This window comes from Mycobacterium sp. 29Ha (assembly GCF_032883055.1).
In the GTDB taxonomy this organism is placed as follows: Bacteria; Actinomycetota; Actinomycetes; order Mycobacteriales; family Mycobacteriaceae; genus Mycobacterium; species Mycobacterium gallinarum.
Genome location: NZ_JAMQTI010000017.1, coordinates 47,912 through 64,370, shown reverse-complemented (window position 1 = coordinate 64,370; position 16,459 = coordinate 47,912). Strand labels below are relative to the sequence as shown.

17 protein-coding genes are annotated in these 16,459 nt (G+C 63.7%); 14 read left to right on the top strand and 3 right to left on the bottom strand.

Annotated features, from left to right (window positions below):
• Positions 1–95 precede the first annotated feature (95 nt).
• Together M1248_RS21470 and M1248_RS21465 are read left to right on the top strand one after the other, a co-directional pair.
• The gene (locus M1248_RS21470) at positions 96–1,196 is read left to right on the top strand and encodes an acyl-CoA dehydrogenase family protein (protein ID WP_317149652.1); all 1,101 of its coding nucleotides are present in this window, start codon (positions 96–98) and stop codon (positions 1,194–1,196) included.
• Positions 1,197–1,206: 10 nt separating this feature from the next.
• On the top strand, positions 1,207–2,106 hold the full coding sequence (locus M1248_RS21465) for a TIGR03619 family F420-dependent LLM class oxidoreductase (RefSeq protein WP_317149651.1): 900 nt from the start codon (positions 1,207–1,209) through the stop codon (positions 2,104–2,106).
• Here M1248_RS21465 and M1248_RS21460 read toward each other — a convergent pair.
• Positions 2,096–2,533: a nuclear transport factor 2 family protein gene (locus M1248_RS21460; protein ID WP_163725115.1), complete on the bottom strand. Its 438-nt coding sequence runs from the start codon at positions 2,531–2,533 to the stop codon at positions 2,096–2,098. The genes M1248_RS21465 and M1248_RS21460 overlap by 11 nt on opposite strands.
• A gap of 49 nt (positions 2,534–2,582) precedes the next feature.
• Between M1248_RS21460 and M1248_RS21455 the strand changes: the two genes are divergently transcribed.
• The 3 genes from M1248_RS21455 to M1248_RS21445 all read left to right on the top strand — a co-directional run bounded on the left by M1248_RS21455 (position 2,583) and on the right by M1248_RS21445 (position 4,975).
• Entirely contained in the window at positions 2,583–3,218 is a 636-nt protein-coding gene (locus M1248_RS21455) for a cysteine hydrolase (RefSeq protein ID WP_163725111.1), read from the top strand.
• Between the two features lie 90 nt (positions 3,219–3,308).
• On the top strand, positions 3,309–4,502 hold the full coding sequence (locus M1248_RS21450) for an amidohydrolase family protein (RefSeq protein WP_163725108.1): 1,194 nt from the start codon (positions 3,309–3,311) through the stop codon (positions 4,500–4,502).
• A complete protein-coding gene (locus tag M1248_RS21445; protein WP_163725105.1) occupies positions 4,499–4,975 on the top strand; it encodes a MaoC family dehydratase in 477 nt (158 codons plus the stop codon). The genes M1248_RS21450 and M1248_RS21445 overlap by 4 nt, the downstream gene beginning before the upstream one ends.
• A 5-nt stretch (positions 4,976–4,980) precedes the next feature.
• On the opposite strand, the gene M1248_RS21440 is transcribed toward M1248_RS21445, so the two are convergent.
• Complete coding sequence (locus M1248_RS21440) at positions 4,981–7,338, bottom strand: CoA transferase (protein ID WP_317149650.1); 2,358 nt, start codon at positions 7,336–7,338, stop codon at positions 4,981–4,983.
• Positions 7,335–8,786: an aldehyde dehydrogenase family protein gene (locus tag M1248_RS21435; protein WP_317149649.1), complete on the bottom strand. Its 1,452-nt coding sequence runs from the start codon at positions 8,784–8,786 to the stop codon at positions 7,335–7,337. Before M1248_RS21435 ends, M1248_RS21440 begins: the two co-directional genes overlap by 4 nt.
• Before the next feature lie 280 nt (positions 8,787–9,066).
• On the opposite strand from M1248_RS21435, the gene M1248_RS21430 reads away from it, so the two are divergent.
• From M1248_RS21430 to M1248_RS21390, 9 genes are all read left to right on the top strand, one after another.
• A complete protein-coding gene (locus tag M1248_RS21430) occupies positions 9,067–10,236 on the top strand; it encodes a cytochrome P450 (RefSeq protein WP_163736803.1) in 1,170 nt (389 codons plus the stop codon).
• Complete coding sequence (locus tag M1248_RS21425) at positions 10,236–11,417, top strand: acyl-CoA dehydrogenase family protein (protein ID WP_163725096.1); 1,182 nt, start codon at positions 10,236–10,238, stop codon at positions 11,415–11,417. Before M1248_RS21430 ends, M1248_RS21425 begins: the two co-directional genes overlap by 1 nt.
• A 13-nt stretch (positions 11,418–11,430) precedes the next feature.
• Positions 11,431–12,006: a MaoC family dehydratase N-terminal domain-containing protein gene (locus M1248_RS21420; RefSeq protein WP_317149648.1), complete on the top strand. Its 576-nt coding sequence runs from the start codon at positions 11,431–11,433 to the stop codon at positions 12,004–12,006.
• Positions 12,006–12,419: a Zn-ribbon domain-containing OB-fold protein gene (locus tag M1248_RS21415; RefSeq protein WP_317149647.1), complete on the top strand. Its 414-nt coding sequence runs from the start codon at positions 12,006–12,008 to the stop codon at positions 12,417–12,419. The genes M1248_RS21420 and M1248_RS21415 overlap by 1 nt, the downstream gene beginning before the upstream one ends.
• Before the next feature lie 19 nt (positions 12,420–12,438).
• On the top strand, positions 12,439–13,548 hold the full coding sequence (locus tag M1248_RS21410) for an acyl-CoA dehydrogenase family protein (protein ID WP_317149646.1): 1,110 nt from the start codon (positions 12,439–12,441) through the stop codon (positions 13,546–13,548).
• Positions 13,545–13,997, top strand: coding sequence for a MaoC family dehydratase (locus tag M1248_RS21405; RefSeq protein WP_163725084.1), 453 nt, complete (start codon positions 13,545–13,547; stop codon positions 13,995–13,997). Before M1248_RS21410 ends, M1248_RS21405 begins: the two co-directional genes overlap by 4 nt.
• A 31-nt stretch (positions 13,998–14,028) precedes the next feature.
• Positions 14,029–15,201, top strand: coding sequence for a lipid-transfer protein (locus M1248_RS21400; protein WP_317149645.1), 1,173 nt, complete (start codon positions 14,029–14,031; stop codon positions 15,199–15,201).
• Positions 15,202–15,230: 29 nt separating this feature from the next.
• Positions 15,231–15,842, top strand: coding sequence for a TetR/AcrR family transcriptional regulator (locus M1248_RS21395; RefSeq protein WP_163736800.1), 612 nt, complete (start codon positions 15,231–15,233; stop codon positions 15,840–15,842).
• A 78-nt stretch (positions 15,843–15,920) separates the two neighbouring features.
• Entirely contained in the window at positions 15,921–16,439 is a 519-nt protein-coding gene (locus tag M1248_RS21390) for a hypothetical protein (protein ID WP_163725079.1), read from the top strand.
• Positions 16,440–16,459 lie beyond the last annotated feature (20 nt).

Genomic DNA, 16,459 nt, shown 5'->3' with positions numbered 1-16,459 from the left:
CCTTCGTGCGAGAATGCATATTCTCTGATTTAGGAAAAGATACTATCCTCGTCCGGGAATGCCCATCCCGGGGTCGGAACGGCAGGAGGTTGCGAGTGGCGGCAAGTGAGGCCGACGACCTCCGAGTGGCGGTGCGGGAGTTTCTGCATGCCAACTCGTCCAGCAGCCGGGTACGCGAGCTCATGGCCACCGAAGAGGGCTATGACGAGGTCGTATGGCACAAAATGGCCGAGCAACTCGGACTGCACGGCATCGCAGTACCCGAGCAGTACGGGGGTGCCGGTGCAGGGCTCCGCGAGCTGGCGGTCGTGTTCGAGGAGATGGGCGCGGCACTGCTGGGCTCTCCGTTCTTCTCCACTGTCGCGATGGCCATCCCGGCCATCATCGCCAGCGGCGATGAGCAGGCAATGACCGATTACCTTCCGTCGCTCGTCGACGGGACGCGCACCGCGACGCTCGTCCTCAACGGAGCACTCGACACATGGAATTCAGCGGCTGTGACCCTGACCGCGCAACGTGACGGCGACGGTTTCCGCGTGACCGGTGACGCCGCTCTGGTGCTGGATGGCCATACCGCAGACCTCGTGCTGGTCGCGGCCACCAGCGGTACCGGCATCTCGTTGTTCGCGATAACCGCCGATGCCGACGGAATGACTCGCGAACCGCTCGCGACTCTGGATCGCACGCGAAAGCTCGCCAGGATCCGCTTCGAGGGCGTCAACGCCCGCCTCATCGGAGACGACGGGGCTGCCGCGGGTGCATTGGCGAGGACCTACGACCTCGCTGTCGTCGCGCTGGCCGCCGAGCAGGTCGGCGCGGCGCAGCGGTGCCTTGACATGGCGGTTGACTACGCCAAGGAACGCATCCAGTTCGGTCGCGCCATCGGCAGCTTCCAAGCCGTCAAACACCGGTGCGCGGACATGCTTGTCCTCGTCGAAGGTGCACGCTCGGCCGCCGCGCACGCGGCCGAAGTCGCCGACGAGAGCGAACTGGCGATCGCCGCGTCGGTGGCGAAAATGGCTTGCTCCGAAGCCTTCCTGCAGGTCGCCCTCGACAACATGCGTATACACGGCGGAATCGGTTTCACCTGGGAACACAATGCCCATCTCTATGTCCGGCGGGCGAAAGCCACACAGTTGATTCTCGGCACCCCCGACTTCCACGCCCAGCGACTCGCGGACCTCGTGACCATCTGAAAGGACGCCCATGACCATCTCGTTCTCCCTGGAACTACCCACGCAGCGAGTGGACGCGGTATCGGAGTTCGTCACCGCCGAAGCAATCTCTGAGATCGCCAGTGTCGCCGAGGCCAGCGGCTTCCGTGCGGTACACGTCACCGATCACCCTGCTCCCGATGCGAAATGGCTCGACCACGGGGGGCATCACGCTCTCGATCCATTCGTCGCGCTGTCATTCGCGGCCGCAGCCACCACGGACGTGAATCTGCTGACCAACGTCTACATCGCGGCATATCGCAACCCTTTCCTCGGTGCGAAGTCGATCCAGAGTCTTGCCGTTCTCTCCGGCGGGAGGCTGATCCTCGGCACAGCGGCCGGCTACCTCAAGCCCGAATTCAAGGCTCTGGGAATTGATTTCGACAGCCGGGGTGCCCTACTAGACGAGGCTCTCGACGTACTCGGCAAGGTACTCACCGGCGATGATGTGGCCTATCAGGGCACGTCATTCGCCGCGCGCGGAGTGCGACTCTACCCCGTACCTGCGACTGCCCCGCCCATTTGGGTGGGCGGCAACAGCAAGCCCGCCGTCCGCCGCGCGGTCACGAGGGCACAGGGGTGGGCGCCCTTCAATACCTTCGGTTATGCGGCGGCGTCGCGCACAGCGGAGATCTCGACGCTGGACGACTTGCAGTCGGCGATCGCGTGGGCCATGAAGTACGCAGCGGAGGTCGGGCGGACGGAGCCGCTGGACATCTGCTTCTCAGCCGGCAACCTGCTCGACGAGAGCAAGAGCACCGATGAACGGCACGCCACCATCGCGACGCTGGAGAGTATGGGGGTGACGTGGCTGACCGTCGCGCCTCAGGGGGCCACTCGGGCTGAGGTCGTCGACCACGCGCACGCGTTCGCCGAAGAGTTCATCGCATGAGGCTGGCGGCCGAGAACGCGTCCACCTTGATTCGGCGATGGGCGAACAGCCATCGTCCGCCGGAGGGAACCAGAATGTCCCGATACCGACCCCAGTGGTCGAGTCCGACGTCGGTGTGAACGGCGAAATAGCTGCTGACTTCCACCCTGTCGCGGGTAACCGATTCAAACCGGATACTCGAAACGTGGTGGCGCACATGCGTCGGCGTCTGCTTGTTCGGATCTGACTCCCGGACCATCGCCGAGCCCAGGCCCGCCTCGATCGCCGCAGGGCCTTTCAGCGGTTCAACGCCGCCGGTGAACTCGAGGACACCGTCAGGCGCGAAACAGCCCGCCAGTGCGTGCAGGTCGAACCGGTCGGTCGCAGCGGTGTAGTCCGACAGCGTATGCCGCACCTCTTCGCGGATGTCGATCTCCCAACTGCGCATCTACCCTCCTCTGGAAAAGGCGCTGCGCCACACGATAACGTCTGTTCTCATGCCGCAACCCAAACTGCTCGACCTCGTCAGGCCGGAGACGACCGCCATCGTCACCCAGGAATGCCAGGGCGGTGTGATCGGTGCGCAGGCCGGCCTTCCCATGCTGGCCGAGGAGGCGCAGCGGGAGGCGATCCCGAACATCGCCAGACTGCTCGAAGCGGCGCGTCCCGCGGGGGTGACCGTCGTCCATTGCCTGATCCACCGGCGCCCTGACGGTCGCGGTTCCAACACCAACGCTCGGCTGTTCATGGCGGGTAAGTCCTTCGCCGCCGATTTGACACCCGGCAGTCCCGGAGGGTCCGTGATTCCGGAACTCAATCAGCAGCCGACCGATATCGAGCTCACGCGCTACCACGGCGTCGGGCCCATGACCGGTACCGATCTCGACTCTGTTCTGCGCAATCTCGGCATCAAGACCATTGTGGGGGTTGGCGTTTCGCTCAACATTGCGATTCAGAACTTCGTCATGGACGCGGTCAACCGCAGCTATCAGTTCGTGCTGCCGCGCGACGCGGTGGCAGGGTTCCCCCGGGAGTACGCAGAGTCGGTCATCGACAACACCTTGGCCCTGCTCACGACGGTGACCACCACAGACGCCGTCGTCCAAGCATGGAATGAGCTTGCCGGACCCTGACCCGATCTGGATGTTGGCAGGCGTTGGTGATAACGTCAGTTCTCATTAGGCGTAAACGCTGATATTCGCTGCTCTGAGGAGGGTTCCCTCATGTCTCCGCGGTCCTTGCCGTATCCCATCTTCGACATCGACAACCACATGTACGAGACCCGCGATGCGCTGCTGAAGTATCTGCCCAAAGAGCACAAGGGCAAGGTCGGCTATGTCGAGGTGAACGGACGGCCGAAGCTGGTCGTCAAAGACCACATCAGCCATATGATCCCCAACCCGACCTTCGAGCGCGTCGCGCGGCCGGGCAGCGCCGAGGATTACTTTCTGGGCAACAATCCCGACGGTCTGAACTTCCGCGAGTTCATCGGCGAGGCAATGGACGTCATCCCGGCCTACCAGGAGCCCGCGCCACGCTTGGAACTGATGGACGAACTGGGCATCGACCAGTGCGTGATGTACCCGACCCTCGCGAGCCTCATCGAAGAGCGCACCACCGATGACGTCGTGCTGACACATGCGATCATCCACGCACTCAACGAGTGGATGCACGAGCATTGGACGTTCAACTACCGGGACCGCATCTTCGCGACGCCCGTGATCTGCCTGCCACTGGTCGACGAGGCCATCAAGGAGTTCCACTGGTGCCTGGAGCGCGGGATGAAGACCTTCCTCATCCGCCCTGCTCCGGTACCCAGCCGCTTCGGCGGTTCGCGATCCATGGGGCTCCCGGAGTTCGACCCCTTCTGGCAGGAGGTAGTCGACTCAGGCTTGCCCGTCACCATGCATGCCTCGGACTCCGGCTATCAGAAGCACCTCATGGAATGGGAGGGTGGTGGCGAGTATCTCTCCTTCAAGACGAGCACTCTGCGCGAGGTCGTGATGGGCTTCCGCGCCATCGAGGACACGTTGGCAGCCCTCATCTGCCACGGCGCTCTGTCGCGATTCCCTGACCTGAAGATCCTCGTCGTCGAGAATGGAAGCGGCTGGGTGCCGAACCTCCTACGCCTTCTGGAGAAGGCGTACAAGACGATGCCCAAAGAGTTCGACGAACATCCGATCGAGGTGTTCAAGCGCAACATCTACATCCACCCGTTCCTCGAGGACGACGTCAAGGGAATCGTGGACATCATGGGCGAGGACCACGTGATGTTCGGTTCCGACTTCCCACACCCCGAGGGCATCGGCGATCCGCTCAGTTTCGTGGACCGCCTGGAAGGCCTTTCTGACACCGCGAAGGCGAAGATCATGGGCGGCAACGCAATCAAGCAGTTGGGGCTCCAGGTCTCGGTATGACGCAGGCGCTCTCCTCCCCCAGGATTTACGAGGGTATCGCCGGGTTCGAAGCGCATGTCGGCGAGCATCTCGGCTACAGCGGGTGGCGCCAGGTCACGCAGACCGAGATCGACCTCTTCGCCGAGGCGACCGGAGATCACCAATGGATCCACGTCGATGCGGAGAAAGCCGCACAGGGTCCGTACGGTAAGACGATCGCGCACGGATATCTGACGCTGTCGTTGGTTCCCGTTCTCGTGCAACAGATCTATCGGGTGACCGGCTTGTCGATGCAGGTGAACTATGGAGTCGACAAGCTTCGCTTTCCCGCTCCGGTTCCCGTCGACTCGCGCATCCGCGCTGGTGCGGAGTTGGTGAAGGTGGAGCGCAACGAGAAAGGTGGCCGGGCCACCGTTCGGGTCACGGTCGAGGTGGAGGGCTCAGACCGTCCGGCATGCGTCGTAGACACGATCGCCGCGATGGTGGACGCCTGAGCCGGCTAGGAGTTGAGTAGCCGGTCACCGATGACCTTCTGCTCGCGTAGCGTTGTGACTTCCTCTTCGGACAGGCCCAACCCGGCCAATACTTCGGCATTGTGCTGACCGAGTGTCGGCGACGGCGTGTGGTGATGTCGCGACGGTCCGGGCGTGATCCGAAAAGGCCAGCCCGGGTATCTTTGTCGGCCCGAGAGCGGGTGCTCGAGCTCTTCGTAGAAGCCTCGCGCGTCGAGCTGGTCGACGTCGTACATTCGGTCGCCGGTCAGTAATCGCTCCGCAGGCACACCGCGGCGCCGCAGTGCGTCGGCGGCCTCATCCGGATTCTGCGTGGCCGTCCACTCGCGTAAGACCTCGTCGAACGCATCGTGGTTGGTTAAGCGCGCCTCCGCGGTGCCGAACCGCGGATCGTCAGCGAGCTCAGGCCTGCCGATCACGTCGAGCGTCGCGACCCAGTCGGCATCGTCACGCACCGAGATGGCCACCCATTCGTCCTCACCGGCGGCACGGTAGACACCCTGTGCGTAGCTGCGGTGCCGGTTTCCCTCTCGCTCGGGCACTCGACCGGTCAACGAGTATTCGATGACCGGTTCAGCCGTCACCACGGCCCCGACTTCGATCTGAGCGACCTCGATGAGTTGACCCTCACCGGTTTTGCGCTTGTGTTCGAGTGCGGCCAGGAGCGCGGCGGTGGCGTGCGTACCGACAACCGGATCCGCGGGTCCCTGCAGGTTGCATGGTGGGCCGTCGGGATAGCCGGTAGCCGCCGACATTCCCGATAGCTGCTCGAAGTTCAGCGCCCACCCGACGTAGTCGCGCCAAGGACCCTCGAGCCCCAGGCCGGGCATGCGCACCATGATCACGTCTGGATTGACCTCCACCAACGAGTCGTAATCCAGTCCGAACTGCTCCACCACGCGTGGCGAGAAGTTCTCGACCACCACGTCGGCCTCAGCGGCAAGCCGCAGTGCAAGTTCACGGCCGGCCTCCGACGTCAAGTCCAAGGTGATGTCGCGCTTGTTGAGATTGGTGGCCTGCCACATCGGCCCGACTTCGTACCAGTCATCGCTGTTGCGAAGCAGCGAACCCGAATACCGATGTCCGTCGGGACGTTGGATCGATTCCACCTTGACGACGTCTGCGCCGAACGCACCCAGGTACATGGTGAGATAGGCGCCGGACCAGAAGGTGCTCAGGTCAAATACCTTCAGGCCGGCGAATGGCGAATCGACGTGCTCCTGGACAGCGGGTGACGGAGCGTCAGCACGAGCACCCCAGTCCGCGGCGTGGTCCCCCAGCCGTGGCGCAGGCGTCGGGGCGCCCACCGGCGTCCTAGAGAATCGGAACGGAGCTCCCGGTCGCGAAAACCGCGCGCCCGCAACGTCACTCTCGATGAAGAACCCACGATCTCGGTATTGAGGTGAGTCCAGAATCGTTGCGCCGTCGTTGATGGGTGCCGCGGGTATCCGCATCGCCTGGCTCAGCTCCACGAGGTCGGCCACGGTCATCGAGTCGAGAAACGGCTGTGCCTTGGCGAAGAATTCGTCGCGCTCAGGCCCACCCAGCATGATGGCGATCTGCTTCTCACCGAATTCGGGAAGTCCGACCATCGCGCACACGTCGAGCCAGTGCTGGCCGGTGAGACAGTTGATCCCGATCCACCCGTCCGCGGCACGCACGATACCCAGCATCGGTCCGGCCTTTGAATTAGGCGGTAAGCCCATGCTTTTCAAGCGTGCTGCCATCAGCATCGGGTAGGGCAGGGTCGACAACAGCGCCTCGAACGTCGACACGTCGACCTCGACCACCCGGTCGGTGCCGGCGGCGATCCGCAATGCCGTCAACGCACCGAGCGCGGCATAGCCACCGGCGATGTACTCGGGGATACGCGCACCGGACTGCACGGGCGGCCGGTCAGGCTCACGAGTGCTCACCCATCCGGATGCAGCCTGGACCGTCAATGGCGTCGATTGGCGGTCACATCGTGGCCCGTCCTGTCCATAGTCAGAAATCCGAACGACGACAAGGTTCGGATTGATCTGTCGCAGGCTGTCGTCGTCGATACCCCAGTCCCAGCGAAGCGACGAACCCGGTGCGAGATTCTCGACCAATAGATCGGCTTGTGCTATCAGATCGCGGACCTCTTCACCGGCAGAATCGAGATCGACTGTCAATCCCCGCTTTCCGGCATTCAGATATTCGAACAGGCCACCGGACGCACCCCAGCTTCGCAGCGGATCGCCGGACTGCGACTCGATCTTGACGACGTCAGCACCGAGGTCGACGAGAAGTTTCGTGCAATACGGTGCGGTGATGTCGGTTCCGAGTTCGACGACCCGCAGCCCGGCCAGCGCTCCGGTCACGCAGGCACTCCGATCGCCTTCGGCTCCATGTACGCCCGCAAACCCATGACGCCGCCTTCACGTCCGATACCGCTCTGCTTGAACCCGCCGAACGGCGCGTCTCCAGGAATTGTGCCGTTGATCGAGACCTGACCCGTTCTGATCCGTCGCGCAATGCCGAGTCCGCGCTCGATGTCGCCACCCCACACCGCGCCACCGAGCCCGTAGGCCGAATTATTGGCAATCGCAACCGCTTCGTCGTCGTCGCGATAACGCATCACGGTCAGCACCGGACCGAACACCTCCTCCTGCGCGATGTACGACTCGGCGGCGGCATCGGTCAAAACGGTGGGCTCGAAGTAGAAGCCGCGGTCGACATCCTTGGGGCGCCGTCCACCGGCGACGATCTTCGCGCCGTCGGCCTCGGCCCGTCTCACGAAACCCTCGACCCTCTCCAGGTGTCCACGGCTGATCAGCGGTCCCATTCCGACCGCCGAATCGGTGGGATCCCCCACAATCACGTTGCGCGCCAACGCGGCCAAGCGGTCGACGACGTCGTCGTGCAGCGCGTCGGGAACCAACAGGCGGCTGTTGAGAATGCATGCCTGTCCCGCGTGCAGCGTGCAGCCCTCGAAAAGCAACCGTTCGAGCATGTCATCGGTCAGCTCGACGTCGTCGAGCAGAATGCTCGCCGATTTGCCGCCGCACTCGAGCAGAATTCGCTTCATCGTTGTTGCAGCGCCTGCCATCACATCCCGGCCGACCGCGGAGCTGCCCGTGAAACTCACCATGTCCACCCGCGGGTCGAGGGTCAAGATCCGGCTGGCCAGGACGCTGCTTGGAGTGACGACGTTGACGACGCCCGGCGGAATATCGGTCTCGTCGTGGATGAGTCGCGCGAGTGCCAGACCGGCCAACGGGGTCAGCGGAGACGGCTTGAGCACCAGCGTGTTGCCGGCGGCGAGCGCGGCACCCAGCTTCATCACGTTGAGGGTGTGCGGGAAGTTCCATGGCGTCATCGCTGCCACCACGCCGAGCGGCTCGTAGCGCAACAGGGTGGTGCCGGCCGCACCCCAAGCATCCATCGGCGTCTCGGCCGGCTCCATCGCCAGCTCCGCAGCGTGTCCGACCATGAACGCCGGCCCGTCGACGTGGATCAGGCGTTCATTTGCTGTGCAGCCCCACTCGGCCTGAGCGAGCGCATTGATCTCGTCGCCACGCGCAAGCAGCGCGTCGCTGAGCTGCTGCAGGCAGCGCGACCGTTCCGCGGCTTCGGCGGCGGCCCACGACTCGAAGGCGTTTCGCGCCGCGCCGATGGCCTGCTGGACCTGCTCGGCGCCGGCATCCGGCGCTGTGGCGATCACCTGCTCGGTCGCCGGGTTGAGGACGTCGTACCGCCCGCTGTCCGCCTCGACCCAACTGCCGTCGATATAGAGGTCATAGCTGTCGACGAAGCTCGATTCGGCCATCAGTTCACGAGACCTTCCTTGGTGTCCGCTGAAATGCATGGTCGTCCGCCGAGACGTGCGCGACGTCCGACATATTGCTCCCCTGTGTACACCCATGACCGTGATGACGTCAACGTTATCCCGGGTTTAGCTGGGTGAATGATGATTGACATGGTCGATGCCAGTGCGGTAGACACATACCTGCCGGACACTGTCGCGAGATCTGTCCGATCAAACCATGTGTTGAGGAAGGCCCGCAGTGCCCACTGACTCCACCTCCAAACCAACGTCCACGCTCCCCCTGCACTCACCGGACTTCTATGCAGGCGACCCGTACCCGGCGTACCGCGAACTGCGCACCAGCACGCCCATCGTCTGGAACGACGCCACGAACTTCTGGGCGCTGACGAAGTACGAGGACATCCGCTACGTATCCGGTCATCCGCTCACGTTCACGTCGACGAAGGGCATCACCATCCCGGACCCGAGCCAGCCAGAACCGGTCCAGGAAGGCAATCTCATCTTCACGGACCCACCGCGGCACCGGCAGCTACGCAAGCTCATCAATTCGGGATTCACCCGACGTCAGGTGACGTTGCTGGAGCCGAAGGTGCGCGAGATCGTCAAGGGCATCCTCGATGACGTCGATCCGTCCCGGGAGTACGAGTTCGCCGAGGAGATCGCCGCCCCCCTGCCCACCCGGCTGATCGCCGAGATGCTCGGTGCACCTCCCGAGGACTGGGAGCAGTTCCGGGCGTGGTCCGATGCAGCCGTGGGCACGGCCGATCCTGACATCGAGCTCGACAACGTGGTCGCCCTCGGCCAGCTCTACGAGTACTTCACCAAACTGATCGATGCCCGCCGTTCCGGTGACGTCGTCGGCAACGACCTCCTGAGCATTCTGGCCGCCGCCGAGGTCGACGGTGAGCGACTCACCGACGCCGACCTCCTGAACTTCTCCTTCTTGCTCCTGGTCGCGGGCAACGAGACCACCCGCAATCTCATCGCATTGGGAACGCAAGCGCTGCTGGATCACCCCGACCAGTTCTCGTTGCTGCGCTCCAATCCGGAGTTGTTGCCGCTGGCCGTCGAGGAAATGTTGCGGTTCACCAGCCCTGTGACCCATATGGCACGCGAGGCCACCGAGGACGTCGAGATCCGCGGCCAGCAGATCAAAGCAGGCGAGAAGATCGTGATGCTGTACGGCGCGGCCAATCGCGATGCGGAGATCTTCGGACCCACCAGCGAAGAGTTCGACATCACCCGCAATCCGAACCCGCACATAGCATTCGGTGCAGGTGAACATGCCTGCCTCGGCGCACAGCTGGCACGACTCGAGGCTCGAATCATGTTCGAAGTGCTGCTGGGCACCTACCCGACGATCGAACTGACCGGCGACGTGACCCGACTCCGGGCCACGATGGTGCCGGGCGTGAAGAAGATGCCCGTACGTCTGAAAGCGAGTGTCTGATGGATTTCGACTACACACCGGAGCAAGAACAGCTCCGCAAGGACTACCGCGAACGCCTCGAGGCCGTGATGACCCCCGAGCGACGGAAGTCCGTCGCCAAGCTCGCGGAGGGCGGCGACGCGATGAGCGAGTGCAGGCGCGCGCTCGGTGCGGCCGGGTTGCTGGGCGTCGCCTGGCCGGTCGAATACGGCGGCAGTGGGCTGACCGCACTCGAGCAGTACATCTTCGGTGAAGAAGCGCGCCGGGTGAATGCACCGCTGCCGATGATCACGCTGAACACCGTCGGTCCCACGCTGATTCAGTACGGCACCGAGGAGCAGAAACAGGAGTTCCTGCCCGCGATCCTCAGGGGCGAGGTCGACTTCGCCATCGGATACTCCGAACCCGGCGCCGGCAGCGACCTGGCGTCACTGCGAACCACGGCAGTGCGCGACGGCGACCACTTCGTGATCAACGGATCGAAGATGTTCACCAGTGGTGCCGAGTTCGCCGACTACATCTGGCTGGCTGCCCGCACCGATCCAGAGGCCAAGAAACACAAGGGCATAACGGTGTTCATGGTGCCCACCGACTCCCCCGGATTCTCCTGGAAGCCGCTGAACACCATGCCCGGCGTGCAGACGTACTACACGTTCTACGACGACGTGCGTGTTCACGAGAGTGCGATCGTCCTCGGTGAGAACGAGGGGTGGAAGCTGATCACCAATCAGCTGAACCTCGAACGCGCCGCGTTGGGAAATCTCGGCGCACTCGAGCCGCTCTTCAGCAAGACACTGGAATGGGCCCAAACCACAGCGCTCGACGACGGTTTGGTGATCGACCAGCCGTGGGTGCAGCAAGCGCTGGCGCGGGTGGAAGCTCAGGTCGCCGCGTATCGACTGTTGAACCTGCGAGTGAACTCCAACATGAGCTCCGGAGCGCTCGGCATGGGCGAAGCCTCAGCCGCGAAGGTTTTCGGCACCGAACTCACCCAGCAGGTGGCCCGTGAGCTTCTCGACGTGGTCGGCCAGGCGGGCCTGCGCAAGCAAGAATCGGCCCCGCTGAAGGGCGAACTGGAAAGCGCGTACCGACTGGCCGTCATCAACACTTTCGGTGGCGGCGCCAATGAACTGCAACGCGACATCATCGCCATGGCGGGACTTTTGATGCCGCGGGCCCCCCGTGACATGCGAGCCTCCTGAAAGGAACAGTTACGTGACCGAACTCGCCAAAGACGAGCTACGCGAGCGCCTCGATGCACTGATCGGCACACCGACCGACGGGGTCGGCAAGCCGTCCCGCGCCCCCGACCCGGTGAATGCCGCGATGATCCGGCACTGGGCATATGCGCTGGACGACATGAACCCGGCGTACTTGGATCCGGAGTTCGCCGAGAACTCCCGCTACGGCGGACTGGTGTCACCACCGGTGATGCTGCAGAGCTGGACGATGCCTCCACCCAAACTCGCGGGCATTCACGAGCGCGGCGGTGTGCCGATCGAGATCAAAACCAATCCGCTGCAGTTCCTCTCCGATGCGGGTTACACCGGCATCATCGCGACCAACTCCGAGTTCGAAATCGACCGTTATCCCCGGGTCGGAGACCAGATCACCGCAGAGACGGTTTTCGATTCGATCTCCGATGAGAAGAAGACCGCGATGGGCAACGGCTTCTTCGTCACGTGGGTGACCACCTATCGCGATCAGAACGACGAAGTCATCGGACGGCAGTGGTTCCGGACCCTGCGTTTCAAGACGGGTGGCGCCCCCGCCGGAACGGCTGGGGACTGATGGCCACCAGACTCGCCCCCTCGATCAGTCCCGACACAGAGTTCTTCTGGTCGGGGTTGAAGGAGCATGAGCTTCGCATCCAGCGCTGCACGGACTGCAATACGCTGCGGGTACCGCCGCGGCCGATGTGCGGCAAGTGTCAGTCGCTGAATTGGGATTACGTCGTGTCGAACGGTCGCGGCACGGTGTACAGCTTCGTGATGCCGCAATATCCACCACTTCCTTTTCTCCAGTACCCCTACGTCGTTGCGCTCATCGAGCTCGACGAGGGCGTTCGCATCGTTTCGAACCTCTGCGTGATCGAACCTGCCGACATCGAGGTTGGAATGCCCGTCGAGGTGTTCTACGAGACTTTTGAGGCGCTTCCAAGTGGTGACGAGTTGACGCTGCACCAGTTCCGGCCCGCCGGCTGACCGAAGGCGAGAATTCACAATGGATTTCACATTCACCGAAGAACAAGAGACGGTCGGCAAGGTCGCCCGACAGCTGTTCGAGGCTCGCGCGACTCCAGAACATCTGACCGAACTCGAGTCCACCGATGTGCGTCACGACACCGCGTTGTGGAGCGAATTGGCGACCTCCGACCTGCTCGGTATCGCACTCCCAGAATCGGTGGGCGGCACCGGCGGCAGTTTCCTTGAGCTCGCCGTTCTGCTCAGCGAGGTCGGGTTCAGCGTCGCGCCGGTGCCGGTATACGCGACGCTCGCGCTGGGTGCGGACACCATTGCGCGGCACGGAGACTCCGCATTGCAGCAACGGTACCTGCCTGGCGTCGTCGATGGCAGCACGATCCTCACCGCGGCGCTCGCCGAGCCGGGGAACTCCAACCCAGCCGCGCCGCGCACGACGGCTCGTGCCGACGGAGATTCGTGGCGACTCGACGGGAACAAGGACCTGGTGCCTGCGGCGCAGCTGGCCACGGCCATCGTCGTATCCGCACAAGCCGACGACGGGCCCGGCCTCTTCGTCATCGAAACGGCCTCAGACGGTGTCACAGTCACTCCGGTCGTCACGACGAATGGTGAACCACACGCTGATGTCGAACTGTCCGGCGTGGTCGGCCAGCGGCTGACCGAGCACGTCGGTGCCGACATCGTCAGCTCGCTGTATACCCGTGCCCTGGTGGCTCTCTGCGCGATCCAAATCGGCGTCGTGGAAAGGGCTTTGAAGCTTGCCGCCTCCTACACCAGTGAGCGTGAGCAGTTTGGCCGCCCCATCGGATCGTTCCAAGCCGTCCAACAGAGGCTGGCCGATGCCTTCATCGACGTTGAAGCCATCCGCTGGACCACCTGGTACGCCGCCTGGCTGATCGCCGAAGGGAGGCCGTGTGAGCGCGATGCCGCCATCGCCAAGTTCTGGGCCGCGGAGGCGGGCGCGCGGGTCACGGCCTCGGCTCAGCAAGTGCACGGGGGCATGGGCATTGACGTGACCTATCCGCTGTCACGCTATTTCCTGTGGGCCAAGCAGATCGAACTCGCTCTCGGGTCGGCGTCACAACAACTGGCCCGCCTCGGCCATACGTACTCGGAAGGAACGAAATGACCTCCACCATCGGGCGCACCACCACCCTCGCGTTCAACGCCATCAACGTCGGCGACGAAGTCACGCCGATGGATGTTCCCGTCACCACCACCCTGATCGTGGCGGGAGCCATCGCATCCCGTGACTACATGCCGGTGCACCACGACCGCGACTTCGCCAACTCGCAGGGGTCGAAAGACATCTTCCTCAACATTCTGACCACAAACGGGCTCTGCGTTAAATTCCTGCACGACTGGGCGGGTCCCGAGGCGATGGTCAAGAAGCTGTCGATTCGCCTTGGTGTCCCCGCATATCCGAATGACCCGATGCGCTTCGAGGGCAGCGTCACCGACAAATCGGTTTCGGACGGCGAGGGCCTCGTCGAGATCGCCTTCAAGGGCACCAACAGCCTCGGCGATCACGTGAAAGGCACCGCTGTGCTCAGCCTGCTCGACGGAGTGGATGCGTGACGCGAAGACGAGCAGCGGAGGCGGATCGCGCATGAGCAGGGACGGAATAGGCGGCAAGGCAGCGCTTGCCGGCATCGGACAGACCGAATTCTCGAAGGAGTCGGGTCGAACCGAGATGCAATTGGCCTGCGAGGCAGTCAAAGCGGCCATCGACGATGCCGGGCTACGTCCCAGCGACATCGACGGCATGGTGACCTTCTCCGTCGATGAGAACGAGGAGATCGAAGTCGCGCGCAACGTCGGCATCGAGAACCTCACGTTCTTCACGAGGGTGCCACACGGCGGCGGAGCCGCCGCCGGCACGGTGATGCAGGCTGCCATGGCGGTCGCGACCGGTGCCGCCGAAGCGGTCGTCTGCTATCGGGCGTTCAACGAACGCTCCGGATTCCGCTTCGGCGGCGCTGGACGTCAACCCGGCGTGACCCCGCTGTGGATGGCACCATACGCACCGTTCGGTTTCATGACACCCGCGGCCTGGGTCGCACTGCACGCTCAGCGCTACATGTCGACCTACGGCGTCACCAACGCCGACTTCGGCAAGATCTCCGTCATCGACCGCAAGCACGCGGCCAAGAACCCGGATGCCTGGTTCTACGAGAAGCCGATCACCCTTGAGCAGCACCAGGAGTCACGCTGGATCATCGAGCCGGTACTGCGCCTGCTCGACTGCTGCCAGGAGAGCGACGGCGGCGTGGCGATGGTGGTGACGAGTCTGGAGCGCGCCCGCGATCTCGCCAAGCCGCCGGCAGTCATCACTGCTGCCGCGCAGGGCGCGGCGTTCGACGGCGAAGTCATGACCAGCTACTACCGTGAAGACATCACGGGCCTGCCCGAGATGGGCGTGGTCGGCAACAAACTCTGGCGTGACTCCGGGCTCAAACCCGACGACATCTCGACGGCGTTTCTCTACGACCACTTCACCCCGTTCGTCTTCACACAGCTCGAGGAGCTCGGCTTCTGCGGGCGCGGCGAGGCCAAGGACTTCGTTTCCGTTGAGGAGTTGTCACTCGGCGGGCGACTGCCGATCAACACGAACGGTGGGCTGTTGGGCGAGGCCTACATCCACGGCATGAACGGCATCACCGAAGGGGTGCGCCAGGTTCGGGGCACGTCGTACAACCAGGTCGACAACGTCGAACATGTGCTCGTCACCTCGGGCACCGGCGTCCCCACCAGCGGACTCATCCTGGCCCCGGACCGCTGACCAGCTAATGTCGAGCGGTGAGTTCTGAGATGACGCAGGCCCAGGCCGCGCAGGCGACCGACACCCGGGATGCCATCATCTCGGCCGCGTTCGCCTGCTTCCGCACCCAGGGCCTCCGCAAGACGACCATCGTCGACATCGCGAAGGCAGCCGAAGTCTCCCGCAGCACCTTCTATGAGTACTTCCGGGACAAGGAGACCATCGTCGAGGCCTGCGCGGAGGCCGCCTCCCAGCGCTTCTACCGCAATATGGCCACAGCAATCGACCGCCACGGCGGCAGCACTCTGGAGGGCCGGCTGGTGCGAGCGGCGATTTTCGTCACCCAGGCACGCAGAGTCGTCGAGCCCGAGGCGTATTTCGACGAAGAGGAAGTCAACCTCATGATGACGAAGAACGCAGCCACGCTCCTCAAGGAATGTGCCGAGTTCCTCGCCCCCTATGTGGTTGCGGCCAGGCTTACCGGCGAGGTGCGCAGCGACCTCGACATCGCCTCGGCGACCGAGTGGTTCGCGCGCATGCTGTTCTCGCTGTTCACCACGCCCTCACCGAATATCGATATGCGCGACGACGACGGCGTGGCGGCCTTCGTGCGGCCTTATGTTGTCAACGGTTTCGTCGAGGACCGGTCCCGCAGGCGCTGAATCCGCTATCACGTCGCCTGGATCGTCCATGGCCCAATGGATATAGTCATTCTCATAAATGGAATCGAGGATTGTCACGTGAGTTCCGTAGTTCATGCGAACACCCCCGCGCACTCACACACGAAGTCGTCGAGTCGCGGTCGGGCCACACCCAGCAAGCTGGTGGTATTCGCCGCCAATACGGCCGACGCAGTGGCGGCTGCAGGTGGGCTCATATATGACTCGGTCCGTGCCGGCTGGCACGTAGACATATACGTCGAAAGCGCCGGTGATGAGCGCGCATTGCAGATTCTCGGTGTCTGCGGCCGTGTCATTCCCGACGCATTCGACGTCGAGCCGCTGTGGCCTGATGCCGTCTACTTGGACGCAGAGGTATACGAACGGCACCGCCAGGTGCGTCGCATGGTGGCGGAATCCGTGCGGCGACAGCACGCCGATATCGCCGTATGGCAGCACGACCCGCAAGCGAAACCCGCTGCGGGCCCAGGCGTCGAGCACCGGCTCAGCGCCGCTGCGCGGGCGTTCAAGTTTCACGCGATGAAGGCCGCTGGATTGACGCCCCAGCTCGCGGTCGTCGAGCCGTTTCGAGCTCGCTAGCGACATCCGCCCAGCGACGA

Excerpts from the sequence above, each read along its gene's own strand:
- M1248_RS21455 (WP_163725111.1), top strand. The coding sequence starts at position 2,583 with ATGCCGCAACCCAAACTGCTCGACCTCGTCAGGCCGGAGACGACCGCC.
- M1248_RS21460 (WP_163725115.1), bottom strand. The coding sequence starts at position 2,533 with ATGCGCAGTTGGGAGATCGACATCCGCGAAGAGGTGCGGCATACGCTG.
- M1248_RS21410 (WP_317149646.1), top strand. The coding sequence starts at position 12,439 with ATGGATTTCACATTCACCGAAGAACAAGAGACGGTCGGCAAGGTCGCC.
- M1248_RS21450 (WP_163725108.1), top strand. The coding sequence starts at position 3,309 with ATGTCTCCGCGGTCCTTGCCGTATCCCATCTTCGACATCGACAACCAC.
- M1248_RS21465 (WP_317149651.1), top strand. The coding sequence starts at position 1,207 with ATGACCATCTCGTTCTCCCTGGAACTACCCACGCAGCGAGTGGACGCG.
- M1248_RS21435 (WP_317149649.1), bottom strand. The coding sequence starts at position 8,786 with ATGGCCGAATCGAGCTTCGTCGACAGCTATGACCTCTATATCGACGGC.
- M1248_RS21405 (WP_163725084.1), top strand. The coding sequence starts at position 13,545 with ATGACCTCCACCATCGGGCGCACCACCACCCTCGCGTTCAACGCCATC.
- M1248_RS21400 (WP_317149645.1), top strand. The coding sequence starts at position 14,029 with ATGAGCAGGGACGGAATAGGCGGCAAGGCAGCGCTTGCCGGCATCGGA.
- M1248_RS21415 (WP_317149647.1), top strand. The coding sequence starts at position 12,006 with ATGGCCACCAGACTCGCCCCCTCGATCAGTCCCGACACAGAGTTCTTC.
- M1248_RS21445 (WP_163725105.1), top strand. The coding sequence starts at position 4,499 with ATGACGCAGGCGCTCTCCTCCCCCAGGATTTACGAGGGTATCGCCGGG.
- M1248_RS21425 (WP_163725096.1), top strand. The coding sequence starts at position 10,236 with ATGGATTTCGACTACACACCGGAGCAAGAACAGCTCCGCAAGGACTAC.
- M1248_RS21395 (WP_163736800.1), top strand. The coding sequence starts at position 15,231 with ATGACGCAGGCCCAGGCCGCGCAGGCGACCGACACCCGGGATGCCATC.